Origin of the sequence: Pseudoalteromonas sp. T1lg122, assembly GCF_002964825.1 — a bacterium.
GTDB lineage: Bacteria > Pseudomonadota > Gammaproteobacteria > Enterobacterales > Alteromonadaceae > Pseudoalteromonas > Pseudoalteromonas gelatinilytica.
The window spans coordinates 566,295-589,820 of sequence record NZ_PQCG01000007.1 but is presented as its reverse complement, the minus strand read 5'-3'; the positions used below and the strand labels follow the sequence as shown (position 1 = coordinate 589,820).

Sequence of the window (23,526 nt, the reverse complement as noted above, 5' to 3'; positions counted from 1 at the left end):
GATTTAAAAAATAGAGTCAGCCAAAGAGCTGAAACCGTTCAAAGATAGGAGTTATCCAATGTCAGCAGGATTAAAGTTCAAACAGGCAATCGCCAACAACAAGCCATTACAAGTGGTTGGCACCGTCAATGCGTACTGCGCAATGATGGCAGAGAAAACGGTCACCAAGCACTTTACCTCTCAGGTGCGGGTGTTGCTAACGCATCATACGGCATGCCAGATTTAGGTATGACTAGCCTAGATAACGTACTTGAAGATATTCGTCGAATCACCAGCGCTACCGACTTACCGCTTCTTGTTGATGCTGACACAGGGTGGGGCGGTGCATTTAATATTGCTCGTACGGTTAAAGAAATGACTAAAGCAGGTGCTGCGGGCTTCCATATTGAAGACCAAGTAGCACAAAAACGTTGTGGTCACCGTCCGAATAAAGAAATCGTGTCTAAAGATGAAATGGTTGACCGTATTAAAGCAGCGGTTGATGCCAAAACAGACAGTGATTTTTACATTATGGCGCGTACTGATGCATTCCAAAAAGAAGGCTTAAATGCAGCTATTGACCGCGCAGCAGCGTGTGTTGAAGCTGGCGCAGACGCTATCTTTGCAGAAGCGGTACATGATCTAGCAGATTACCAAGCGTTTGCTAAAGCGTTAAATGTGCCGATTCTTGCGAACATCACCGAATTTGGCCAAACACCGCTTTATACAACTGAGCAATTAAGCGAAGTAGGTGTTGAAATTGTACTTTACCCACTCAGTGCATTTAGAGCGATGAACAAAGCAGCACTTAATGTGTATTCGTCTATTCTTAGCGAAGGCTCGCAGCAAAGCCAATTAGACAATATGCAAACCCGTGCGGAATTATATGAGTTTTTAGATTATCACTCATATGAAAACACACTCGATAACCTTTTCTCAGCTAAAAAATCATAACGACAACATATAAGGAGAACACTCATGGTAGATAAAGCATTAGGCGGCGCAGGTTTACGTGGTCAAGTAGCAGGTGAAACAGCACTGTGTACAGTAGGTAAATCAGGTTCAGGTTTAACTTATTGTGGTTATGATATTAGTGAATTAGCAGATAAAGCGCAGTTTGAAGAAGTGTCTTTTTTACTGTCGCGTGGTGAATTACCAACAGAGTCTGAGCTGACTGAATATAAAGCAAAACTAAAATCACTACGTGGTTTACCAGATGCACTTAAAACAGTGCTTGAAAATATTCCTAAAGACGCGCATCCAATGGATGTAATGCGTACGGGTTGTTCTATGCTAGGTAACCTAGAAATTGAGCAAGACTTCTCAGAAGCGAATGATGCGATTGACCGCATGGTTGCTGTATTCCCAAGCATTATTTGTTATTGGTATCGCTTTAGCCATGACGGCGTTCGCATCGATACTGAAACTGATGATGATTCGGTAGGTGCACACTTCTTACGTTTATTACATGACGAAGCACCATCAGCACTGTTTGAGCAAGTAATGAATGTGTCTTTAATTCTTTATGCAGAGCATGAGTTTAATGCATCAACATTCACTGCGCGTGTGTGTGCATCAACATTGTCTGATATTCACTCTTGTGTAACGGGTGCGATTGGTAGTTTACGTGGTCCATTACATGGTGGTGCGAACGAAGCGGCTATGGATATGATTGAAGGCTTCACAAGTGCAGACCAAGCTGAAGATGCGCTGATGGGCATGCTTGAACGTAAAGACAAGATCATGGGCTTTGGTCATGCCATTTACCGTGAATCAGATCCACGTAACGTGATCATCAAAAAGTGGTCAGAAAAACTGGCAGCAGAAGTGGGTGATGATGTGCTTTATCCAGTGTCTGTTCGCTGTGAAGAAGTTATGTGGCGTGAAAAGAAATTATTCTGTAATGCTGATTTCTTCCATGCATCTGCGTATCACTTCATGGGTATTCCAACTAAGTTATTCACGCCAATTTTCGTGATGAGCCGTGTAACAGGTTGGACAGCACACGTGAAAGAGCAACGTGCTAATAACCGTATTATTCGCCCAAGTGCAGATTATACGGGTCCAGAAGCGCGTAGCTATACGCCAATTTCTGAGCGTTAATCGTTAATTAAATCAGTGATAGGGGTAGCTTAGCTGCCCCTTTATGAAGGGGCGAAATAAATACAAAAACAATCAGCCCACCTTTGTTCACCGTCACCAAGTACAAGTAGAATCATCATGAATACAAACTTTAGAAAACCATTAGCAGGCACCGGCGTCGATTACTTTGATACGCGCGCTGCTGTTGATGCAATTAAACCAGGCAGCTATGCCACACTTCCTTACACATCGCGAGTACTTGCCGAAAACTTAGTTCGTCGCTGTGACCCTGAAATGCTAAATGATGCACTGTCGCAATTGATTGACCGTAAGCGTGATTTAGATTTTCCATGGTTTCCTGCGCGCGTTGTGTGTCACGACATCTTAGGTCAAACAGCGTTAGTTGATTTAGCAGGCCTACGTGATGCTATTGCTGCAAAAGGCGGCGATCCTGCAAAAGTGAACCCTGTGGTACCAACACAATTAATTGTTGACCATTCATTAGCGGTTGAACACGCAGGTTTTGAACCTGACGCATTTGAAAAAAACCGTGCTATTGAAGACCGTCGTAACGATGACCGATTCCACTTTATTAATTGGACGAAAACAGCATTTAAAAATATTGATGTGATCCCGCCGGGTAACGGCATTATGCATCAAATCAATTTAGAGAAAATGTCACCTGTGATCCAAAAACGTGATGGCGTGGCATTCCCAGATACATTAGTTGGTACAGATAGCCACACACCTATGGTCGATGCGCTAGGTGTTATTGCAGTCGGTGTAGGTGGTCTTGAAGCTGAAAGTGTGATGCTTGGCCGTGCATCTTACATGCGTTTACCAGATATTGTGGGTATCGAGCTCAAAGGCAAGCCACAACCGGGTATTACTGCAACCGATATCGTACTAGCGATCACCGAATTTTTACGTAATGAAAGAGTTGTGTCGACCTACCTTGAATTTTATGGTGAAGGTGCCGATGCACTTACCTTAGGCGATAGAGCAACTATTTCTAATATGACGCCAGAGTTTGGCGCAACAGCTGCGATGTTCTACATCGATGACAATACACTTGATTACCTACGTTTAACTGGCCGTGAAGAAGAGCAAGTTCAACTCGTCGAAACTTACGCAAAAGAGACTGGGCTTTGGAGTGACAGTCTTAAAACGGCTGAGTATGAGCGTGTGTTAACCTTTGATCTATCGTCAGTAGGTCGCAATATTGCGGGCCCTTCAAATCCACATCGGCGTGTTGCAACAAGCGAACTTGATAAAGCAGGTATCACTGGCGTCGTTGAGAATGAAGAAGGCTTAATGCCAGATGGTGCCTGTATCATTGCTGCAATCACAAGTTGTACGAATACTAGTAATCCACGCAATGTTATTGCCGCAGGTTTACTTGCGCGTAATGCTAACGCTAAAGGGTTAACTCGTAAGCCATGGGTTAAAACATCACTGGCACCGGGTTCTAAAGCGGTTAAGTCTTACTTAGAAGAAGCCAATTTATTACCTGAACTTGAACAACTTGGCTTTGGTATCGTTGCCTTTGCGTGTACAACTTGTAACGGCATGAGTGGTGCGCTTGATCCTAAAATTCAGCAAGAAGTGATTGACCGCGACCTATACGCAACCGCTGTACTTTCGGGTAACCGTAACTTCGATGGTCGTATTCATCCTTATGCAAAACAAGCATTCTTAGCTTCACCGCCACTGGTAGTTGCTTATGCCATCGCTGGTACTATTCGTTTTGATATCGAAAAAGATGTATTAGGGCATGATCAACAAGGCAACGAAATTCGCCTTATGGATTTATGGCCAACAGATGAAGAAATTGATGCAGTGATCAAACAAAGTGTTAAACCTGAACAATTTAAAAAGGTTTACGAGCCAATGTTTGATTTAAGTGTAGATTACGGTGAAGACAACGATCCACTTTACCAATGGCGTCCACAAAGTACCTATATTCGTCGTCCTCCTTATTGGGAAGGCGCATTAGCAGGTGAGCGTACATTAAGCGGAATGCGAGCACTAGCCGTATTGGGTGACAACATCACTACTGACCACTTATCACCTTCGAATGCGATTTTAGCGTCAAGTGCAGCTGGTGAGTACCTCGCTAAAATGGGTCTGCCGGAAGAAGATTTTAACTCGTATGCTACTCACCGAGGCGACCATTTAACAGCACAGCGTGCAACATTCGCTAACCCTAAGTTACTGAATGAAATGGTTAAAGAAAATGGTGAAGTGAAGCAAGGTTCATATGCTCGCATTGAACCAGAAGGCAAAGTGACGCGTATGTGGGAAGCTATCGAAACCTACATGCAGCGCAAACAACCGCTTATTATTGTGGCTGGTGCCGATTATGGCCAAGGCTCATCACGTGACTGGGCAGCTAAGGGTGTACGCCTTGCTGGTGTTGAAGTGATTGCAGCCGAGGGCTTTGAGCGTATTCACCGCACTAACCTAATTGGTATGGGCGTATTACCGCTTGAGTTTAAAGCAGGCACCACGCGAACTACGCTAGGTATTGATGGCAGTGAGACCTTTAGTGTCAAAGGTGAGCCAACACCAGGCGCGACACTGACATTAGTTATTACCCGTGCCAATGGTGAAACTGTTGAAGTACCAATGACGTGTCGTTTAGATACAGCTGAAGAAGTGTCAATTTATTCAGCGGGTGGTGTGCTGCAACGTTTCGCGCAAGATTTCTTAGAATCTGAGGAGCACTAAGCAATGGCATTTAAACCACAAATTAAGGTGCCAGCGACCTATATGCGTGGCGGCACCAGTAAAGGGGTGTTCTTTAACTTAACTGATTTACCTGAGCCTGCCCAAGTGGCAGGTGAGGCGCGCGATAGCCTGTTATTACGTGTGATTGGCAGCCCCGATCCTTACCAAAAACAAACTGATGGTATGGGCGGTGCAACCTCGAGCACCAGTAAGACGGTGATTTTATCGAAAAGCGCGAAAGCTGATCACGATGTTGATTATTTGTTTGGTCAAGTGGCTATCGATAAAGCGTTTGTTGATTGGAGTGGTAACTGTGGCAATTTAACTTCAGCAGTCGGGGCCTTTGCTGTGTCGAACGGCCTTGTTGATGCCAGCAAAATTCCAGACAACGGCGTTGTCGAAGTTAAAGTTTGGCAAGTAAACATAAGTAAAACCATTATAGTACATGTGCCAATTACTAACGGCGAAGTGCAAGAAACCGGTGATTTTGAGCTTGATGGCGTGACCTTTCCAGCCGCTGAAGTGAAACTTGAATTTATGGACCCTGCAGATGGCGAAGGGGCCTTATTTCCAACAGGTAACTTAGTTGATGAGCTAGAAGTGCCAGGTATTGGTATGTTGTCTGCAACGATGATCAATGCGGGTATTCCGACAGTTTTCATTAACGCCAGTGAAGTTGGCTACGATGGCACAGAGCTACAAGAAGCCATTAACGGTGATGCATCTGCACTTGAAAAATTAGAAACGATTCGTGCCTACGGGGCGTTGAAAATGGGGCTAATTTCTCATATTGATGAAGCAAAAGCACGTCAACATACGCCAAAAGTAGCTTGGGTTGCACCAGCTAAGACGTATCATGCATCAAGTGGTAAAGTTGTCAGTGATAAAGATATTGATTTAGTGGTACGTGCTATGTCGATGGGTAAATTGCACCATGCCATGATGGGCACCGCTGCGGTTGCAATAGGTACTGCCGCCGCTATTCCTGGTACCTTGGTAAACCTTGCTGCAGGCGGTGGTGAGCGACAAGAGGTAAACTTTGGTCATCCTTCTGGCACTTTAAAAGTGGGCGCTGCTGCAAAACTTGTTGATGGTAATTGGCAAGTCACTAAAGCAAGTATGAGCCGAAGTGCGCGTGTATTGATGGAAGGCTGGGTTAGAGTGCCTGAGTAGTACTCAATCGCGTACTGATATTATCAAAATAAAGCGGCGGTTACGCCGCTTTTTCTAATCCGTAGCACTGTTGTTTCATTCCTTCGATGAACTCGTTAAACTTGCCGCTTTGTTGCATGAGTTCTATTTCATCATTTAAATCTTGTAAAACTTTTTGCCACTGCGGCGTTGATTTACTGACAGAAAAATAAAGCGGTTTGTATTCAAGTTTAGGCTCTAGCGCGACCAGTGATTCTAAAATTTGTCGTTTGCCGCTAATTGATAATTCAGATTTATAAACACTGGCTTTTAAGACCTCAAGATCTGCCACAATCAGGCTTACTCGGTTACTAAGTAACAGGTGAATTAGTTGGTACTCATTATTAGCGACGATTGTATCGATTTCTTTATTATCAATCATGGCATCGAGCTCTTTAGTGTTTTTATACGAACGTACTACACCAATTGGTAAATTTTTAACGGATTTTAAATCCCCATTGAATGGAATTTGATTTCCTTTTAACGCCACGAATGATAAATCCCCACCCGGAATAGCATGACTCAAAGCGAGTAAATCGTTGCGAGTTTTATCGAGGAAATTATCTGAGATAACATCATCTTCAATAAAGTACTCAGGGAAGAGAATATCAGCGCGACCTAATTCAGCTTCTCTTACGGCGCGTGCCCACGGATAAAAGCTAATTTGCACGCCATAGCCTTTTTCAAGTAAGGAGCTTACAGCAAATTGGTAAAGCCAGCCTTTGTTGCATAAGTTTTCGTCTATGTAAGGAGGCCAATCTAAGGTGACGAGCTTTAAAACATGGTTGGCATCTAAGTTATAACCATATCCGCCGTTGAAACGCACCGCTTCTTCAGTGATGATTTCGCCATTTTTTTCAAAGCTAACAGGCGTAAGACCCGCAAGAGCTTGATATGAGACGAATAAAAAAAGCACGGTCAGTAGTTTCATAAATTTTCTAAGTTTTTGTTATTTATCTAAAGCTTAGCCTTTTGTCGTAAATATACAACCTAGGAACTGTAACAATATCTAACGGGCTTGATACGTTTTTCGATCACTTTTAACTCGATAGGAGTTGGGTGACAAAAATACTTTAATTGTATTATGATATCACTTAATGCTTTTACAGCTTAAGGATAACAACAATGATAAAACCAAGTATCTACATATCACTGCTTACAAGCTCTATGCTTGCTCACGCACATTTACCGCTTAGCGTGACAAGCCCAGATGGACAAATAACTGTAAAACTCGAAAAACAACAAAACCAACTTGTTTATAGCGTAAATTATGGCAAGCAAGTGTTTTTGCAGCAATCACAGCTTGGTTTAAAAACCAACCTGGGTGATTTTTCACAAAGCCTAAAATATAAAAGCCATACAACCGCTTCAGTCAATGAAAGCTATAAGCTGCATAATGCGAAGGTTAGTGACGTAAACTACACGGCAAATTCACTCAAAGCGCAATTTGAAAACCAAGACGGCAGAATGCTTGGCGTCGAGTTTAATGTGTCTGATAGCGATGTTGCGTTTCGCTATCAAATCTCAGGGACTGAAACAGATACCCGTATCAAGGTATTAGCTGAATATAGCGCTTTTAATTTACCAGATTCTGCAACCACATTTATAAGCCCACAAGCCTTACCTGAAACGGGCTGGATGCAAACAAAACCAAGTTACGAAGAGCCTTACACCTTTAACGAAGCCCTTGGTACACCGTCAGCGAACGGGGTGGGCTATACCTTTCCTGCATTATTTAAAAATAGCGATAAAGGCTGGTTATTAATTTCTGAAACCGGGGTTGATAGCCATTATGTTGGCTCAAAATTAAGTGAAGGCACAAAAGACGGTATTTATCGGATTTCATTTCCTCAGGCTGCCGAAAACAATGGCATAGGTGCGACTTATGCCGCTATGGCGATGCCAGCAACCACACCTTGGCGTACTATTACGTTAGGAGCAAGTTTAAAACCAATCGTTGAATCAACCGTGGCGTTTGATTTAGTTAAACCCCTTTATCAAGCAAGCCAAGATTATAAAATGGGTCGTTCAACATGGAGCTGGATTGTTTGGCAAGACCCAAGTATCAACTACGATGATCAAATCAAATTTATCGATTTAGCTTCATCATTAAATTTTGAATATGTATTAATCGATAATTGGTGGGACAAAAACATTGGCCGCGACAGAATGGCTGAATTGGTTAAGTACGCCAATGGTAAGGGCGTTGATGTTATTTTATGGTACAACTCAAATGGTTGGTGGAATGACGCACCTCAAACCCCACAAAATAGAATGAACAGTGCACCTGCACGTCGAAATGAAATGGCGTGGTTGCAAAGCATTGGTGTTAAAGGGCTTAAAGTAGATTTTTTTGGTGGTGACAAACAAGAAACCATTAAACTCTATGAAGATATTCTCACTGATGCAAATCAGTATGGTTTAGTGATCACCTTTCATGGCAGCACCATCCCGCGTGGTTGGGAAAGAATGTATCCTAACTTCGTCACATCTGAAGCGGTTCTAGCATCGGAGAACCTTGTTTTTCATCAAAATTCGTTAGATTTACATGCCTATAACGCGACTATTTTACCTTTTACCCGTAATGCTATTGGCGCTATGGATTTTGCCCCAGTGTTTTTAAACAAACGCTTATCTCAAGATCAAACCGTCGGCACTATTCGTAAAACCACAGATGTATTTGAACTGGCTACAGGTGTGCTTTATCAATCACCAGTACAACATTTTGGCCTGACGCCAAATAACCTTGTAGAGCAACCTCACTTTGTTATTGATACTTTAAAGGCGATGCCAACGGTATGGGATGAAACACGCTATATTGCAGGTCAACCGGGTCAAGATGCAACGATTGCAAGGCGTCATCAGCAAACATGGTGGGTAGCAGCTGTGAATGGTGAAAATAAAGTCAAAACATTAGTTATCGATTTACCTATGTTAGCGGGCAAAAAAGTCACCCTGTTGTTTGACAAAAAAGATGGCAGTGCTGGTACTAAGCAAGTCACAGTAAGTAACAGTGGCAAGTTAACCTTAAACTTATTAGCTCAAGGCGGTGCACTGATTATTGGTCGCTAAATGTGAGTTAATAGGCGATAAAAAAACAAGTAGAGGAAAGCGAGCAGGTTGCTCGCTTTTTTTTGGCTATAGTTGCCTTACTAATTTGGGCGTGCTAGATTTCGTCGGGTGTGGTGATGTACTACACCACTTTAAGGACGACCTTAAAGTTGAAATTAAATTCGGGGACGACCCCATAAAGAGGTCGACCATGAATTGGATCCTACTTATTGCTGCTGGCTTACTTGAAGTCGCATGGGCTTATGGCCTAAAACAATCAAACGGTTTTACTAAACCACTCATTTCATTCTTTACACTCTTAACCATGGCTGCGAGCTTCTATTGCTTAAGCGTGGCGCTTAAATCATTACCACTCAGTTTGGCTTATGCAGTTTGGGTTGGTATCGGCGTAATTGGCTCAGCAATAATTGGCATGACGCTATTATCTGAAGGCGTAAGTCTATTAAAAATAGCCAGCTTACTGCTGATTGCTCTTGGCATTATTGGTTTGAAACTCGCCAATTAGTGTTTGAATAAAAATCCGATAGGCTGTTGCTCTATCGGATTTTGGGTCTAGATCAAATGCAATTTGGGATTTATTAATTAGTGTAATTTTTTATAATCAACGACGACTTGCTGTTGTACGCCAAGGCCTTCAATGCCAAGGGTAACTGTGTCGCCGTCTTTTAAGTAAACCGGTGGCGTTTGCCCTAAACCTACTCCCGGTGGCGTTCCGGTAGAGATAACATCACCCGGTTGCAGACTCATAAATTGGCTGAGATAACTAACTATAAACGCTGGATCAAACACCATAGTTTTTGTGTTGCCGTTTTGGTATTGGGTATCGTTCACCTTTAACCACATATCTAAATTAAGTGGATCCGGAATTTCATCTTTGGTGACTAACCATGGACCAAGTGGTCCAAATGTGTCACAGCCTTTGCCTTTATCCCATTGTGAACCGCGTTCTAATTGAAAATTTCGTTCAGACACATCGTTACATACACAATAACCGGCAATGTAATCATAAGCGTTTTCTACATCGACATACGAGGCGTGTTTACCAATGACAATGGCAAGTTCAACTTCCCAGTCTAGCTTTTCGCTATTTTTGGGCTTGATTATATTGTCGTTAGGGCCGCTAATCGCGCTGGTGGCCTTGCTAAATACTTCAGGCTCATTGGGAATGGCCATGCCAGATTCTGCAGCGTGATCAGCATAGTTTAAGCCGATACAAATAAACTTACCTACATCAGCAATACATGAACCGATACGCACAGGCTCTTCAATAAGCGGCAAGGTGTTTAAGTCAATTTGACTAATAAAATTGAGTGTTACTGGTGATAAAGCTTGGCCATTGATGTCTTTGAGCACGTTACTTAAACAACGTAGCTTACCATCGCTATCAATGATGCCGGGTTTCTCTTGGCCAAAAGGGCCGTATCTTAGTAGTTTCATGATGATTCTCTTTACTTCTATTAGTTATTCAAGGTGACGAAACCGCCATCAATAGGAAAATTGCTGCCAGTAATGAAAGCTGCATCATCTGAGCAGAGGTAATCGACTAGTCCTGCAATTTCTTCAGGTTTACCCATGCGGCCTATTGGCTGACTTTTAGAGAGCTTTTCAAACATTTCAGCCTGATTGTCTGGGTAACTTTGAGCTAAAAAATTATCAACAAATGGAGTATGCACTCGACCAGGCGCAATGCAGTTACAGCGGATGCCATCATTTATATAGTCTTTTGCAACGGAATAGGTCATGGTCAATACCGCGCCTTTCGTCATTGAATATGCAAACCTGTGAGCAATACCGACTGATGATGCAACAGAAGCAAGATTAATGATGACGCCGCTTTTTCGAGATTTCATGATCTCGATAGCTGCATGAATACAGTTATAAACACCTTTAACATTAATGTTATAGAGTCTGTCTAAATCAGCTTCTGTAGTGTTTTCGATACTACCGATGTGGGCAATACCGGCATTGTTAACCAAAATATCAATGGGGTAGTGCTTGGTAATCGTATTGAATAACTCGTGAACTTGTTGGTGGCTTGCAACATCAACGGCATACGCATCGGCACTGCCATTGTTGCGAACAATTTCATCTTTCACTAAGTTTGCAGCGTCAAGATTTAAATCAATCACTATGATATGCATGTCACGTTTTGCCAAACGCAAACAGATGCTGCGCCCGATGCCGCTTCCACCACCGGTCACTAAGGCAACTTTTTTTGTGTTTTGCTGTGTCATAAAATGTCCTTAACTGGGGAAATTAAAATAATCGGTAAAGTCTTTTGGCATTATCGGACCAAATCTTTCGCTGCTCAGAGACTGGTAGAACACTTATCAGCTCATCGCTGATGTAATGCCAGTCGGTATAACAGCCGTTCATGTTAACCACTGGCCAGTCGCTGCCCCATAAAATACGATTGGCACCAAACAACTGATAAATGAGTTCAAAGTAGGGGCGATATGTATCGATATCGACACAATCAGCTTGTGCTTGTGACATAAGCCCGGAAAACTTAATTGCAACATTTTTTAAGCATGCAAGTTGATAGAGCATGTCTTCCCAATGTTCAGACTTTGGCTTTGTTAAATCCGGTTTAGCCAGATGATTAATAACAATATTTAAATTAGGGTGTTGCTTTGCAATAGTAACGATATGCGGTAAATGACACTCATGCACTAGGGCATCAAAACAGAGCTTATGCGCCGCTAAAAATTGGAAAATTGGTGTAAATTTAGGGTTTAAGATCCAATCAATTTGCTCTATGTCTTGCAGCATAGGGCGTACACCTTTGAAGTAAGGATCTGAAGCAAATAAGGTTAACTGTTTAAGGACGTTGGCATTGGTAAAGTCGACCCAACCAACTACACCAGCAATAAAACTATGGGACCTAGCAAGTTTTAGTAGGAAGCGCGTTTCATCATGTGAATCGGCCGCTTGCACCACAATAGTGTTAGCAATGTCATTAATAGCAAGGGTCGTAGTGAGCCTTTCTGGTAAATAATCTTGATAAAGTACAGTCAAATCTTCACTTAACCAGCGATAGTCGCCACGGCTCAATTTCCAAAAATGTTGATGGCTATCTATTTTTTTAATCGGGTTGAGTGTGCTGATTGTGTTCATGATGCGTCTCCGCTTTCTGGAGTCGGTGCATGCTGTGCAATGAGACCCGCTGTTTTTAAATCTTGCCAAAACTGGTTCGGGATCACCTGATTAAATAATTCGACGGTTTTGTGCACCCGTTTTTCGTTACCAAGCCCAGGTATAACCGAGGCAACAGCAGGATGCGCGAGTGGAAACTGTAAAGCTGCAGCTGCTAATGTGACATTATGATCAACACAAACAGCTTCAATTTTGGCGACTTTGTCGATGATTTCTTGTGACGCTGGTTGATAGTTGTAGTAAGGGTTTTGAAAATGACGAACGCCCGTAGCTAATATTCCCGAGTTATAGGGGCCACCTAAGATAATAGACGCACCATGCTCTATACATGCAGGTAAAAAATCATCGAGAGGTTGTTGTTCTAATAACGAATAACGACCAGCTAATAAAAAGCAATCGAACTGACCAATTGCCATTGCACGTTGACATATTTCAACTTCGTTAACCCCTAAACCGACAGCCTTAATTTGCCCACTTGTTTTGAGCTCTTCTAACGCTCGGTAGCCGCCTTGCTCAAATTGCATAAAATAAAAGGCATCTCGCTCGGCGTGTGTATCAACGCCTAAATCATGTACGAGTAAAATATCAATTTCAGCTAAACCTAAACGTTGTTGGCTATCTTCAAAAGAGCGCATAATGCCATCGTAGCTGTAGTCATATTGGGCATCAAAAGGCATTGGTGTGGCAAAGCCATGACGCAGCTGCATTACATCAGCATGGGGATCAGGTTTGATCAATCTGCCAACCTTGGTTGATAGAATATACTCTTTTTTACCAAGACCCCGCAGGGCATCACCAACACGACGTTCACTTAACCCAGCACCATAGCGAGGGGCGGTATCGAATAATGAAATGCCCACATCAATTGCTGCAGTTAAGGTGTTTTTAGCTTCTTCATCGCTCACTGCTTGATATAGGTTACCCATAGAGGCCGCGCCAAAACCGAGGGTTGAAACCTCAATGCCGGTTTTTCCAAGTGGACGCGTTTTAAATGTGTTTTTCATAACCTACCTCTTAAGCAGTTTGTGTTACTTCACCAAAAAATCGGGCAGTTCAGATACAGTGGCGCAACCTAATTGGTTCATGATCTGGGTGATTTGCATCATCAAGGCATTGATGGTGTGAATGCCGCCTTTATCGCCAAGGGCACCCACGCCATACACAAAGGGTCTGCCTAAGAATGTAAAGTCAGCACCGCTTGCAAGTGCACTCACAATGTTTGTTCCGCTACGAAGCCCGCTATCCATAAAAATTTTGATGTCTTTTGAATACTTGACAGCGACTGTTTGCAGTGGTTTGACGGGAGATTCACCGGCATCTAGCTGACGCGCGCCATGATTTGACATAACAACCCCATCTGCGCCGAGCGCAATGGCCGCTTGTACATCAGACTCATTAATCAACCCTTTAATGATCAAAGGCCCTTGCCATAAATCGCGAATCGGTTTTAAACCTTCCAGATCAACGCGGCCCATGACAGTTTTATTCATAAAAGCTGCCAGCTCATCGGTAGGCATATTTTTTGGCATATACGGCTTGAGAGTTTCCATTTCTGGCTTGCCAGCAAGGGCGGTTTCATAAAGCCAGCGGGGTCTTGCTAGCATCTGCAGAATATTAGACAACGTCATCTTCGGTGGCATGGCTAGACCATTTCGAATATCACGTGGTCTGTAGCCAAAGGTAGGCACATCAACGGTGACCACTAGCACAGGGTAATGAGCTGCTTTGATGCGACTGAGTAAATCGAGCCTAATCTTTTCATCCGTTGGGTTATAAAGCTGAAACCACGCATGGCCTTGTGATACTTCTGCGATTCGTTCAAGGCTAGATGACGAAACCGTGCTTAACACATAAGGAATGTTTTTTTCAGCGGCGGCTTTAGCAAGAATCTCAGGGGCTTTTGGCCACATTAATCCTTGTAAACCAACAGGCGCAATACCAAATGGGGCCGCGTAAGTATGACCAAATAACTCGACAGTTTGGCTGCTACCTGTAAATGGTTTTAATAGCTCACTGCGTAATTGCACACTATTGATGTCATCTCTATTTCGTTTTACACCATGCTCTTGCATACAACCGCCTTCAAGGTAATCGAAGGCAAAGCGAGGAATGCGTTGCTTGGCTTTTTTCTTAAGGTCGGCAACGTCTGGGTAAAGGTGGTTAAAGTAATTGCTCATGATGAATTCCTCAGCTTTATTTCAAGCACGCAGGCCCAATGCTATCGAAGGTTTTATACGTTAATAAAAACTCTTGATGTCCCATTTGCTCTGATTTGGTTTGTTCACCATTGCCAACTCGAACAATCAACTCAAAAATCTCATCACCCACTTGCTTAACGGTTTTACTGCCTTCAATAACAGCGCCGGCATTTATATCCATATCATCACTGAGATTTGCATAGGTTTCTGGGTTGGCGCAGATTTTAATAACCGGTGAAATGGCAGAACCAACGACAGAGCCGCGGCCTGTGGTAAATAAGGTGATATGAGCTCCTGAGGCTATCATTTCGACAATTTCTTGGTTGTCTGAAATATTCGGAAAACCAAACATAGGTTCGCCATCGGGCACCACATCCATTAAGAACAAGCCTTTTTTATTTGGCTTTTCTCCTGGTTTGATAATGCCGTTTATTTGCGATGCGCCAGACTTGGCATAGGCGCCCATTGATTTTTCTTCTTGAGTTGTTAAGCCGCCTTCCGCATTGCCTGGGGCAAAACTGCCATAGCCCATTTTGGCGTAGTAATTTTCTGCTTTGACAACACAATTAATAAGTTGCTTGGCGAGTTCTGGACTTTCGGCTCGATGAGCCATGATTTGCTCACAACCGACAAGTTCACCGGTTTCTTCAAAAATGCAGGTTGCATCCGCGCTAATTAATCGGTCAAAACATTTACCAACTGCCGGGTTTGCGCTTATGCCACTGGTACCATCAGAGCCACCGCAAATAGTACCAATGACAAGCTCTTCAAGTTGCATGTACTCAATTGGGCATTGAGCAAGTTGCTCAAGCATGATTTGGCTTTGGGTAATGCCTTTGGCAATGGTGTTTTTGGTGCCGCCATTTTGTTGGATCACTAGGGTATTGACTGGGCGACCAGACTCAGCAATCGCATCGCTCAAGTACTCACGATTAAAACCTTCACAGCCTAGTGATACTAATAAAACACCGCCCACATTAGGGTGGGTGCAAATGTTTTTCATCATCGCCAGGGCATAGTTATTTGGGTAGCAGCCCGGAAAACCGATTAGTTGCACATCGGGATGATCCATCTTATTGACGATAGAGCGTGCCACATGGTGTGCGCACTCAACCAAATAAACCACAACTAGGGTATTTCGAATGCCTTTTGAACCATCGTTTCTTAAATAGCCGCGCATATTATTCTCCCGTTACAGAATGGCGAGTGTGACTGGCAATGTAGTCACTTTTCATATTGTGAAGATGAACATGTTGGCCCGTTTTTATTGCTTCAGTCGCAGAGCCAATTGAAGCCCCATACTTTAAAATCTGCTCACCAGCAGCAATATCTTGGCAGGCAATTTTGTGTCCGATGGTGACACTTGAATCGAGTGTTATTACCTGATTTGCAATGTTAATTTGTTCGCCTTTTTGCGCCGATTGGCAGCAAACAATGACATTATCGTGTGGGTGTAACTGTACAAATTTATTCTCAGCCATAGCCATCTCACGTTGTTAATCTGCAACGATTTGAAAAATGAATTTCTTTGTAAAATATGTTTGGGTATGAAGTGAGTCAACGCGTTTAGCGCGTATTTTAAACAGGTTTTTGTATATGAAATTTTGGCTGTAGTGATGTTTTATGTTTAATCATTTGTACAAAAATCACTCTGGTTGATGGTGATTTTCTACATGAAATATGTGTGTCTATATAAACTGGTTTGACATTGTTTGAATCGATTTTACATGGCATAGCGAGTAATCAGTGAGCCTTGTATTAAAACAACAGGCTTGTTTATGAACACACACAAAAGAACACACACGAAACGTAACAAGGACCGCGTCGTATCAAATGACATGCTGATACCATTTATTTTGGTGGCGGCACTATTTCCGCTTTGGGGTTTTGCAAACGATATAACCAACCCTTTAGTTAAAGCATTTAAAGATATTTTCTTGATCTCAAACACACAAAGCAGCTTGGTGCAATTTGCGTTTTATTTAGGCTATGGAGTGATGGCAATTCCTGCTGCGTTGTTTATTCGACGCTTTAGTTATAAATACGGCATCGTTTTAGGGCTTGGTCTTTATTCTGTTGGGGCTTTATTGTTTATTCCAGCAAGTATGTATGGCGAGTTTAACTATTTTCTTGCGGCATTATGTATCTTGACCTGTGGTTTAGCGCTGTTAGAGACAACGGCAAACCCGTATATTTTATCAATGGGTAGCCCACAAACTGCAACCAAACGACTTAATTTAGCGCAAGCATTTAACCCATTAGGCTCTTTACTTGGCATGTTTGTGGCCTCAAACCTGATTTTAAATAATCTTCATGTTGCAAAGTTTCGCGCAGAAGAAAAAGCAGCACATCCCGAGTATGCGCAAATGCTACCTTCGGTTGTCGATGGTAAATTAACCGATGCACTACAGCAGTTTGCAGTAACCAACCCTTTACAACACCAACTCATGCAAAGCGCTGATTTAGTGACTATTCGCACTCCGTATGTGGCAATTGCATTGGTTGTGATCTGTTTATTGTTTGTTTATTTGTTTTATCGGTTGCCGAATACACAGCTCATGGCATCAGATAAACGCGATCAAGCATTAAAGCCTTTATTTATAAAGCTCATAAACAACAAACCCTATCGTGAAGGGGTAGTAGCACAGGTGTTTTATGTGGGTGCTCAAATTATGTGTTGGACCTTCATTATTCACTACGGCATGGCTGAAGTAGGGCTAAGTGCAGCCGAGGCGCAGCATTTTAATATTATTGCTATGTGCTTTTTTCTTGCGAGCCGATTTTTATGCACCTACCTACTTAATTGGTTTAAAGCGGGGTTGTTATTAATGTGGTTTGCAATAGCCGGTGCGAGCTTGATGTGTTTGGTGGTTTTTATCGGTGGTGAAGTAGGGCTCTACTCTTTGGTCGCCACCTCTGCCTGTATGTCTTTAATGTTTCCAACTATTTATGGCATTGCGCTAAATGGCTTAAAAGCAGATGCCAGTATTGCCTCTGCGGGGCTGGTAATGGCAATCGTTGGCGGGGCATTAATGCCACCATTACAAGGGATGATTATTGATGCGAACCCCATTGCCTTTTTAAGTGCTGAACAAGCGTCATTTTTATTACCTATGCTGTGTTTTGTTGCAATTACGATTTTTGCGTATCGTGTTGTATTTATTCATAAACAATAAAAGGAGAGTCGGATGCAGTACTGCCTTACATTAGAGCTAAAAAACGACCCAGAGCTTATAGCTATCTACGAGCAATACCATAGCCCTAAGCAAGTTTGGCCTGAAGTCATAAGTGCTATTCGCGATTCAGGAATTACAGACATGGCGATTCATCGTGTTGGCACAACCCTTATCATGATACTGCAAACCGATGATTCATTTAGCTTTACAGAAAAAGCAAAACAAGATGCAATGAACCCAAAGGTGCAACAATGGGAGCGCCTAATGGAGCAGTTTCAGAACGTGGGAAGCAATAATCAACAAAGTAAGTGGCAGTTAGTAGAGAGGATATTTTCGCTAGGGGAACAGGTGGGTTAGTTTCCGAATATAAGTTTCGAGGGGCTAGTTTCAAGTTACAAGTTTCAAGGGGCTGGGTACTAGGCGCTAGGGTAGACCGAGTGGATTCGAACCACTGAATTTGGGTCGGGTTATAGAGAGCGGTAGTGTGCTAACTAACTGAGTTTCAACTGTATAATATTGATTTTAGGATAATAAAATTATGAGGAATTTGAATAAATTGGTACGACCGAGTGGATTCGAACCACCGATTTCGGCGTGGGTCATAGAAAGCGGTAGTGCTCTATCCAACTGAGATATAAAATAATTAAAACTAAGAAAATTAGAATTGGTACGACCGAGTGGATTCGAACCACCGATTTCGGCGTGGGTCATAGAGAGCGGTAGTGCTCTAACCAACTGAGTAAATCTTTTTAGGTTAATGTACTTATTAATAGAAGTTGTGGAATTAAAAAGAAGCAAAAAAGATATAATTGGTACGACTGAGTGGATTCGAACCACTGATTTTGGCGTGGGTCATTGAGAGCGGTAGTGCTCTAACCAACTGAGTAAATCTTTTTAGGTTAATGTACTTATTAATAGAAGTTGTGGAATTACAAAGAAGCAATAAAGATATAATTGGTACGACCGAGTGGATTCGAACCACCGACCTCTACCATGTCAAGGTAGCGCTCTAACCAACTGAGCTACGGTCGTACAGGCATTTAATTCTGAAGTAGATTAAATGTTTTGGTACAACCGAGTGGATTCGAACCACCGACCTTTGGACCGGGCCGTTAAGAGTGGTAGTGCTCTTTCCTTTGGTTATACCTAAATCATGGTACAACCGAGTGGATTCGAACCACCGACCTTTGGACCGGGCCATTAAGAGTGGTAGTGCTCTTTCCTTTGGTTATACCTAAATCATGGTACAACCGAGTGGATTCGAACCACCGACCCCTACCATGTCAAGGTAGTGCTCTAACCAACTGAGCTACGGTTGTATTTTGATTTAAAACTGTTGTTAGCGTGGCTAAACAACGGAGGCTAATATATAGCGACTGGTTGTGTGAATCAAGCAGCTTTAGCTATTTTTGTGCTAAGTGCTGGTTTTTTATTCATAACGGACTAATTTCGCACGTTCTGTAAAAACCTTGCCACCAAGCAACATGGCTTTTCGCAGAGTGCTTAAGACTTTGTAAAATTGCGTCATTACTGTCGCTATCTACAAACTGGGCCATTTCGGTGTCATGCCATATTTGCTGGTAAAGAGGTTGTAGGGTTTCTAATCTACCCACTAAGAATGATTGATAAGGCTGTAGTTGCTCTAAATAAAACTTTTTAAACACATTGCTAAGCGTTTGCGCTTTTTGTTTATTCTTGTTGGCAGGGCAGAGATCATCTTTTGAATACTGCATGAGCAGCGCTGTTAATTGTTGATTGTAATGTGTTTGCACACGAGCCGCAGAAATAAGTAGCTTGTTGTATTTAAAACGATTTAATACTTCGAGTTGGCTGATGATTTGCTCAGGCTCTATAGCGTTTATTTTGCCGGTATTAATTTGATTGTTTAACTTAGCAATTTGCTCCATCGCACTCACGGTTTCGCTAAAACCTGCGGTGTTTTCATCAATGTGTGTCGAGCTTAGCTGCCAGCTTTGCTTAAACTCGGTTTCGTTGAGCAGCATAGCTTTAAAGTAGTTAGCAAGGTTTGCTTGCTTTTGTCCTGCGGTGAGTTTTATTTTTTCAAATAGATCATCTTGTTCTTCAAAGCTTTCTAAGCACTCATTTGCACTTTGAATAAACTTAATTTGATAACTAAGAACATTAGCAGGCGTTGCTGTTTTGCCAAGTTGGTTATTGTGCTCAGCAATAAGGGTTGCAAGTTTACATTGACGTAATTGGGCAAGCTCGATCATGCCAATGGTTGCTTTATCTTCAGTATTTTCAGTGAAGTGGTTAGCAGTTATCGTACTTGGTTTAGAGAGTTTAAAACTTTCAGTTTTAAGCACGTTTTCTAATCGTTGCGCGTAGGTGTGATTTACATCACCCGAAGAGGGCGTGCAGGCAATAAGTGCCACGCACGCTGTTGCGATGATAGAGTTTAAAAGGCTATTGGTTTTGCAAAAAAGGTGCATGTTTAAATCGCCTATGAACCGTGAACATCAACATAATTGCTGCGGCACTTAACCCCACAATAATGCCTATCCAAAAGCCATGAGGGCCCATTGCTGGAACAATTAAATCTGTACGAGCAAGTACGAAGCCAAGCGCAAAGCCGATCAACCAATACGATACAAAGGTGATATAACCAATCGGTGCCGTGTATTTTAATCCCCGTAAAATACCATTGGCTGAAACTTGCAGGGCATCTGGTAACTGGTAGATACAAGCCAGTACCATGATTGAAGAAGCTAGCGCCAATACTTCAGGGTTGTCAGAATACAATTGGCTTATTATATCTCGAGCAAAAAAGGTCACACTTGCCAGCAGAAAAGCAATAATTGCCGCGAGAATATAACTCGTTTTAACAGCATTTTTTAACTGCTGATAATGTTGTTGGCCAAATAAGTTGCCTATTCGAATGCTAATGGCAATTGAGAGGCTCAACGGCATCATAAACAATAATGTCGTCACACTGGCCGCAATTTGGTGACCCGCAACGGCAACTGCACCTAAGTGCGCTATAAACAAAGGAATACAAGCAAATAGCGTGACTTCAAAAAAGGTAGCTAATGAAATTGGAATACCCACTTTGGTGATAGTCCATAAAGTAGCGGGCTTTGGCGCTTCGAAATTTGCTAATAATGCTTTGGCATTAATCTTTTTATTAAAGTGACAATAAATAACCTGAGTTAACGCCATTGCCGTAAATACAAGTGCGGTGGCAATACCACAGCCTGCGCCACCATAAGCTTGAAAACCTAATTTACCATGTATAAATACGTAGTTGGCTGGAATATTGACCGCTAAGCCAATTAAGCTAATGTAAAAAGCAGGTTTGGTCATTCCCATACCTTCAGTGATATTGCGATACACACTGAAAAGTAAAAAACCAAAAATACCCCATTTAACAAAATGAATGTATTGCTCAGCTAAGTGGGTAATAGACTGTGAGGTATCTAATTGACTAAGCACCGAATCAGCAAGGCTTGCCAGTCCTAAACCGATTATGGCAAGTACTAACGCCAGATACAGACCCTGTTGAAAATAATGGCTAATACCTTGTTTATCGTTTGAACCAGCAAACTGCGCTATGATACCCGTCAACGCCAATAATATGCCTTGCAATGCAAGCATTAACGGATTCCAAATACCCGTTGCAATAGAAAGTGCTGCCAAGTCTGTTGCACTTACTTGGCCTGCCATCACGGTATCTACAACCGTCATTAAAATAAGGGTTACCTGTGCCAAAAAAACAGGAATGGCTAACGAAATTAACCTTTTGGCTTCCCAACTACAAAAAGACATAAATTACACGACTAAATAAACAGACAGCCATTGTAATCTATTCATAGATCAATAAAAATCGCAGGTATCTATTTAATGAAGAAAAGAGAAAGCGATGTTCACTGGAATTGTGCAAACGCAAGCCGTTGTCGTTGACACTAATAACCAAGGCGGTGTATTAAGGCTAGCTTTAAAAGTAGAGCAGCAATATGCTGAAAACTTGAATATCGGCGCGAGCATAGCCATTAATGGTTGTTGTTTAACCGTGGTGAAGTTTGCATCTACCACTGAAGGTGACTGTGTTATAAATTTTGATGTGATAGATGAAACATTAAAGTTAACCAACTTAGGTATGCTGGCTGTCAATGATACGGTGAATTTTGAACGTTCAGTGACTTTTGGTACTGAACTAGGTGGGCATATCGTGTCGGGTCACATTCATTGTATGGCCGAGATACTTTCAATTAACCATTTTCAAGATAACTGTAAGATGCAATTAGCATTAGCAAAAGAGTGGCAAAAATACGTTTTGTATAAGGGATTTGTGAGCGTTAACGGGGCAAGCCTCACTGTAGGTGAAGTTGATGAGCAGGGCTTTTGGCTACACCTGATCCCAGAAACACTCTCTATTACCAATCTCGATAACTACCGCGAAGGTGATAAGTTAAATATCGAAGTTGATCAGCAAACTTATACCATTATCAACACGGTCGAAAATTATCTTTCGCAACAAGCAAAATAAATACATAAAACGAGCTAAATAAATATAGCAAACGAGCAAATTAAAAAATTTGCTCGTCGTCACTATCGACATGTAATTCAAGTTTGTTGTTTGCGTAATCGATATGCATATTCAAATGGATAGGGTTACAGCATGCTGCGCAATCTTCATAGTAATCTTGGTCACCTTCGCTTGCATCAAGTGCTACGTGAATGTGGTGGCCACAGTGCGGGCATGAAATTCGTTGTGTGTATTGGTCTTTCATCAGCTTTTACCTTAATCAGGCATGCCTGAGTTCGTTAAATTGCAATCTAAATTAAACCTAACTCATTAAAAATGAATCTAGATTTAATAAGATTGATATAACTCACTAACCGAATTGGTATAAGCGTAGCGCTACAACAAACGGCTAGCATCTTTATTAATACGCTTTATAAGCTAAATATAGCTGTGTTTAGGGGTTTGTGACATTCCTTTTACAGTGAATTCGCGCTTATTTCAGTAGCTGATCAATTTGTTGTTTTGCTTCAGTAAGATAGTGTCCTGCAAATATGTTGGCATTATTGAGCATAGGATATAGTTGATAGATAGCTCTACGTTGCTCATAACCTACCTGCAATGGGTAGATATCGTTATAGGCATCATAAAAGCTATCGGGCAGTGGTGCATAAAGCTCACTCATTGCTATATCGCATTCCCGATCACCATAATAACAAGCAGGGTCAAACACACTGGGCACATTATTATAAAAGCCCATATTTCGGCGCCAAAAATCTCCGTGTAATAACGAAGGCTCTACAACATGGCTATGTAGTGCGTCTTTTACAAAAGTGATGAAGGTGTCTTGATTGACAAGCTCAATGCCTTTTTCTTGTAATAACTGCAATTGCCAACCAATGCGTTCTTCAGCAAAAAAGACATCCCATTTTTTGTGCCAGCGATTTGGTTGTAGAGTAGGGCCAAGAAAATTATCGTTATCTAAGCCGAACATGGCTTGGGTATGCTTTTGGTGTAAATGGGCAAGGTGTTCCCCCATTTCATGCCAATTAGTATGGGGCTGTTTATCAAGTTCTAACCATTCAAGCACGATAAATGAAAACTCAATATTGCAACCTGTGGTGATGCAATCAGGGATCATAAATAGGCTTTCTTGTGTTAACAGCTCTAGATTAAAGGCTTCACACTCCAAGCGCTCCAGATCGCTTAAATGAGCGACTTTCACAAAGAAGTGGTGTAAATCATCGCCAATTTGGAAGTATTTGTCGTTATTGGGTGATTGTAATTGGCGCTTAAAGGTATGCTTAAAATCAAAATGCATCGCTTGGCTAATCTGTTCATTCACCGAATTCCACATAATTTTGTTCACCTTTTAACCATATAATTAAACTATGGCAAAAAGACGATGAATTAACAAACCCATAGCGTTAATATTGTTAAAGTTTATCGAAGTATTTAT

At 42.0% G+C, this 23,526-nt stretch carries 20 protein-coding genes, 2 tRNA genes and 1 pseudogene; 9 read left to right on the top strand and 14 right to left on the bottom strand.

Annotation, left to right across the window (positions count from 1 at the left end):
• The first annotated feature begins 58 nt into the window (after positions 1–58).
• The 4 genes and pseudogenes from prpB (at position 59) to prpF (ending at position 5,964) form a co-directional block, all read left to right on the top strand.
• Positions 59–933: pseudogene (gene prpB, locus C2M33_RS08100) on the top strand (methylisocitrate lyase).
• Positions 934–957: 24 nt separating this feature from the next.
• Positions 958–2,082 carry a bifunctional 2-methylcitrate synthase/citrate synthase gene (prpC, locus tag C2M33_RS08095; RefSeq protein WP_105174211.1) on the top strand — a complete coding sequence of 375 codons (1,125 nt, stop codon included), beginning with the start codon at positions 958–960 and terminating at the stop codon, positions 2,080–2,082.
• Between the two features lie 117 nt (positions 2,083–2,199).
• Complete coding sequence (acnD, locus tag C2M33_RS08090) at positions 2,200–4,791, top strand: Fe/S-dependent 2-methylisocitrate dehydratase AcnD (protein ID WP_105174210.1); 2,592 nt, start codon at positions 2,200–2,202, stop codon at positions 4,789–4,791.
• 3 nt (positions 4,792–4,794) lie between these two features.
• On the top strand, positions 4,795–5,964 hold the full coding sequence (gene prpF / locus C2M33_RS08085; RefSeq protein ID WP_105174209.1) for a 2-methylaconitate cis-trans isomerase PrpF: 1,170 nt from the start codon (positions 4,795–4,797) through the stop codon (positions 5,962–5,964).
• 40 nt (positions 5,965–6,004) lie between these two features.
• Here the strand turns inward: prpF and C2M33_RS08080 are convergent, their stop codons facing one another.
• Entirely contained in the window at positions 6,005–6,913 is a 909-nt protein-coding gene (locus C2M33_RS08080; RefSeq protein WP_082874072.1) for a substrate-binding periplasmic protein, read from the bottom strand.
• A gap of 194 nt (positions 6,914–7,107) precedes the next feature.
• Between C2M33_RS08080 and C2M33_RS08075 the strand changes: the two genes are divergently transcribed.
• A complete protein-coding gene (locus tag C2M33_RS08075) occupies positions 7,108–9,054 on the top strand; it encodes a glycoside hydrolase family 97 protein (RefSeq protein ID WP_105174208.1) in 1,947 nt (648 codons plus the stop codon).
• Between the two features lie 190 nt (positions 9,055–9,244).
• Positions 9,245–9,559 carry a DMT family transporter gene (locus C2M33_RS08070; RefSeq protein ID WP_105174207.1) on the top strand — a complete coding sequence of 105 codons (315 nt, stop codon included), beginning with the start codon at positions 9,245–9,247 and terminating at the stop codon, positions 9,557–9,559.
• Positions 9,560–9,636: 77 nt separating this feature from the next.
• Here C2M33_RS08070 and C2M33_RS08065 read toward each other — a convergent pair whose 3' ends face one another.
• From C2M33_RS08065 to C2M33_RS08035, 7 genes are read right to left on the bottom strand one after another with little or no spacing between them, the layout of a single operon-like run.
• Positions 9,637–10,491, bottom strand: a complete 855-nt coding sequence (locus C2M33_RS08065; protein WP_105174206.1) for a fumarylacetoacetate hydrolase family protein — start codon at positions 10,489–10,491, stop codon at positions 9,637–9,639.
• 20 nt (positions 10,492–10,511) lie between these two features.
• Positions 10,512–11,288 carry an SDR family NAD(P)-dependent oxidoreductase gene (locus tag C2M33_RS08060; RefSeq protein WP_105174205.1) on the bottom strand — a complete coding sequence of 259 codons (777 nt, stop codon included), beginning with the start codon at positions 11,286–11,288 and terminating at the stop codon, positions 10,512–10,514.
• Between the two features lie 22 nt (positions 11,289–11,310).
• Positions 11,311–12,171, bottom strand: a complete 861-nt coding sequence (locus C2M33_RS08055; protein WP_105174204.1) for an amidohydrolase family protein — start codon at positions 12,169–12,171, stop codon at positions 11,311–11,313.
• Positions 12,168–13,214: an aldo/keto reductase gene (locus C2M33_RS08050; RefSeq protein ID WP_105174203.1), complete on the bottom strand. Its 1,047-nt coding sequence runs from the start codon at positions 13,212–13,214 to the stop codon at positions 12,168–12,170. The genes C2M33_RS08055 and C2M33_RS08050 overlap by 4 nt, the downstream gene beginning before the upstream one ends.
• A gap of 24 nt (positions 13,215–13,238) precedes the next feature.
• A complete protein-coding gene (locus C2M33_RS08045) occupies positions 13,239–14,387 on the bottom strand; it encodes an alpha-hydroxy acid oxidase (RefSeq protein ID WP_105174202.1) in 1,149 nt (382 codons plus the stop codon).
• A gap of 16 nt (positions 14,388–14,403) precedes the next feature.
• Positions 14,404–15,588: a UxaA family hydrolase gene (locus tag C2M33_RS08040; protein ID WP_105174201.1), complete on the bottom strand. Its 1,185-nt coding sequence runs from the start codon at positions 15,586–15,588 to the stop codon at positions 14,404–14,406.
• A gap of 1 nt (position 15,589) precedes the next feature.
• Positions 15,590–15,889: a UxaA family hydrolase gene (locus tag C2M33_RS08035; protein ID WP_082874096.1), complete on the bottom strand. Its 300-nt coding sequence runs from the start codon at positions 15,887–15,889 to the stop codon at positions 15,590–15,592.
• 297 nt (positions 15,890–16,186) lie between these two features.
• On the opposite strand from C2M33_RS08035, the gene fucP reads away from it, so the two are divergent.
• Positions 16,187–17,584: an L-fucose:H+ symporter permease gene (gene fucP / locus C2M33_RS08030; RefSeq protein WP_105174200.1), complete on the top strand. Its 1,398-nt coding sequence runs from the start codon at positions 16,187–16,189 to the stop codon at positions 17,582–17,584.
• 12 nt (positions 17,585–17,596) lie between these two features.
• Positions 17,597–17,941: an L-rhamnose mutarotase gene (locus C2M33_RS08025; RefSeq protein WP_105174199.1), complete on the top strand. Its 345-nt coding sequence runs from the start codon at positions 17,597–17,599 to the stop codon at positions 17,939–17,941.
• 598 nt (positions 17,942–18,539) lie between these two features.
• Here the strand turns inward: C2M33_RS08025 and C2M33_RS08020 are convergent.
• From C2M33_RS08020 to C2M33_RS08005, 4 genes are all read right to left on the bottom strand, one after another.
• Positions 18,540–18,616: transfer RNA gene (locus tag C2M33_RS08020), tRNA-Val, on the bottom strand.
• Positions 18,617–18,826: 210 nt separating this feature from the next.
• Positions 18,827–18,903: transfer RNA gene (locus tag C2M33_RS08015), tRNA-Val, on the bottom strand.
• A gap of 114 nt (positions 18,904–19,017) precedes the next feature.
• Positions 19,018–20,037 (bottom strand): DUF3080 family protein, encoded by a 1,020-nt coding sequence (locus tag C2M33_RS08010; RefSeq protein WP_105174198.1) that lies wholly within the window; start codon positions 20,035–20,037, stop codon positions 19,018–19,020.
• Positions 20,012–21,370: an MATE family efflux transporter gene (locus C2M33_RS08005; RefSeq protein ID WP_105174197.1), complete on the bottom strand. Its 1,359-nt coding sequence runs from the start codon at positions 21,368–21,370 to the stop codon at positions 20,012–20,014. The genes C2M33_RS08010 and C2M33_RS08005 overlap by 26 nt, the downstream gene beginning before the upstream one ends.
• Positions 21,371–21,464: 94 nt before the next feature.
• On the opposite strand from C2M33_RS08005, the gene C2M33_RS08000 reads away from it, so the two are divergent.
• Positions 21,465–22,091 (top strand): riboflavin synthase subunit alpha, encoded by a 627-nt coding sequence (locus C2M33_RS08000; protein ID WP_105174196.1) that lies wholly within the window; start codon positions 21,465–21,467, stop codon positions 22,089–22,091.
• 40 nt (positions 22,092–22,131) lie between these two features.
• On the opposite strand, the gene C2M33_RS07995 is transcribed toward C2M33_RS08000, so the two are convergent.
• Entirely contained in the window at positions 22,132–22,335 is a 204-nt protein-coding gene (locus C2M33_RS07995) for a CPXCG motif-containing cysteine-rich protein (protein ID WP_063704972.1), read from the bottom strand.
• A 228-nt stretch (positions 22,336–22,563) separates the two neighbouring features.
• The gene (locus C2M33_RS07990) at positions 22,564–23,424 is read right to left on the bottom strand and encodes a fructosamine kinase family protein (protein WP_063704974.1); all 861 of its coding nucleotides are present in this window, start codon (positions 23,422–23,424) and stop codon (positions 22,564–22,566) included.
• Positions 23,425–23,526: the final 102 nt, after the last annotated feature.

What these genes read in the sequence shown, in the direction of transcription:
- C2M33_RS08005 (WP_105174197.1), bottom strand. Translation starts at nt 21,370, where the DNA reads ATGTCTTTTTGTAGTTGGGAAGCCAAAAGGTTAATTTCGTTAGCCATT.
- C2M33_RS08055 (WP_105174204.1), bottom strand. Translation starts at nt 12,171, where the DNA reads ATGAACACAATCAGCACACTCAACCCGATTAAAAAAATAGATAGCCAT.
- C2M33_RS07995 (WP_063704972.1), bottom strand. Translation starts at nt 22,335, where the DNA reads ATGAAAGACCAATACACACAACGAATTTCATGCCCGCACTGTGGCCAC.
- C2M33_RS08000 (WP_105174196.1), top strand. Translation starts at nt 21,465, where the DNA reads ATGTTCACTGGAATTGTGCAAACGCAAGCCGTTGTCGTTGACACTAAT.
- C2M33_RS08045 (WP_105174202.1), bottom strand. Translation starts at nt 14,387, where the DNA reads ATGAGCAATTACTTTAACCACCTTTACCCAGACGTTGCCGACCTTAAG.
- acnD (WP_105174210.1), top strand. Translation starts at nt 2,200, where the DNA reads ATGAATACAAACTTTAGAAAACCATTAGCAGGCACCGGCGTCGATTAC.
- C2M33_RS08010 (WP_105174198.1), bottom strand. Translation starts at nt 20,037, where the DNA reads ATGCACCTTTTTTGCAAAACCAATAGCCTTTTAAACTCTATCATCGCA.
- C2M33_RS08080 (WP_082874072.1), bottom strand. Translation starts at nt 6,913, where the DNA reads ATGAAACTACTGACCGTGCTTTTTTTATTCGTCTCATATCAAGCTCTT.
- C2M33_RS08060 (WP_105174205.1), bottom strand. Translation starts at nt 11,288, where the DNA reads ATGACACAGCAAAACACAAAAAAAGTTGCCTTAGTGACCGGTGGTGGA.
- C2M33_RS08035 (WP_082874096.1), bottom strand. Translation starts at nt 15,889, where the DNA reads ATGGCTGAGAATAAATTTGTACAGTTACACCCACACGATAATGTCATT.
- C2M33_RS08065 (WP_105174206.1), bottom strand. Translation starts at nt 10,491, where the DNA reads ATGAAACTACTAAGATACGGCCCTTTTGGCCAAGAGAAACCCGGCATC.
- C2M33_RS08025 (WP_105174199.1), top strand. Translation starts at nt 17,597, where the DNA reads ATGCAGTACTGCCTTACATTAGAGCTAAAAAACGACCCAGAGCTTATA.
- prpC (WP_105174211.1), top strand. Translation starts at nt 958, where the DNA reads ATGGTAGATAAAGCATTAGGCGGCGCAGGTTTACGTGGTCAAGTAGCA.
- C2M33_RS08040 (WP_105174201.1), bottom strand. Translation starts at nt 15,588, where the DNA reads ATGCGCGGCTATTTAAGAAACGATGGTTCAAAAGGCATTCGAAATACC.
- C2M33_RS08075 (WP_105174208.1), top strand. Translation starts at nt 7,108, where the DNA reads ATGATAAAACCAAGTATCTACATATCACTGCTTACAAGCTCTATGCTT.
- C2M33_RS08050 (WP_105174203.1), bottom strand. Translation starts at nt 13,214, where the DNA reads ATGAAAAACACATTTAAAACGCGTCCACTTGGAAAAACCGGCATTGAG.
- C2M33_RS07990 (WP_063704974.1), bottom strand. Translation starts at nt 23,424, where the DNA reads ATGTGGAATTCGGTGAATGAACAGATTAGCCAAGCGATGCATTTTGAT.
- fucP (WP_105174200.1), top strand. Translation starts at nt 16,187, where the DNA reads ATGAACACACACAAAAGAACACACACGAAACGTAACAAGGACCGCGTC.
- prpF (WP_105174209.1), top strand. Translation starts at nt 4,795, where the DNA reads ATGGCATTTAAACCACAAATTAAGGTGCCAGCGACCTATATGCGTGGC.
- C2M33_RS08070 (WP_105174207.1), top strand. Translation starts at nt 9,245, where the DNA reads ATGAATTGGATCCTACTTATTGCTGCTGGCTTACTTGAAGTCGCATGG.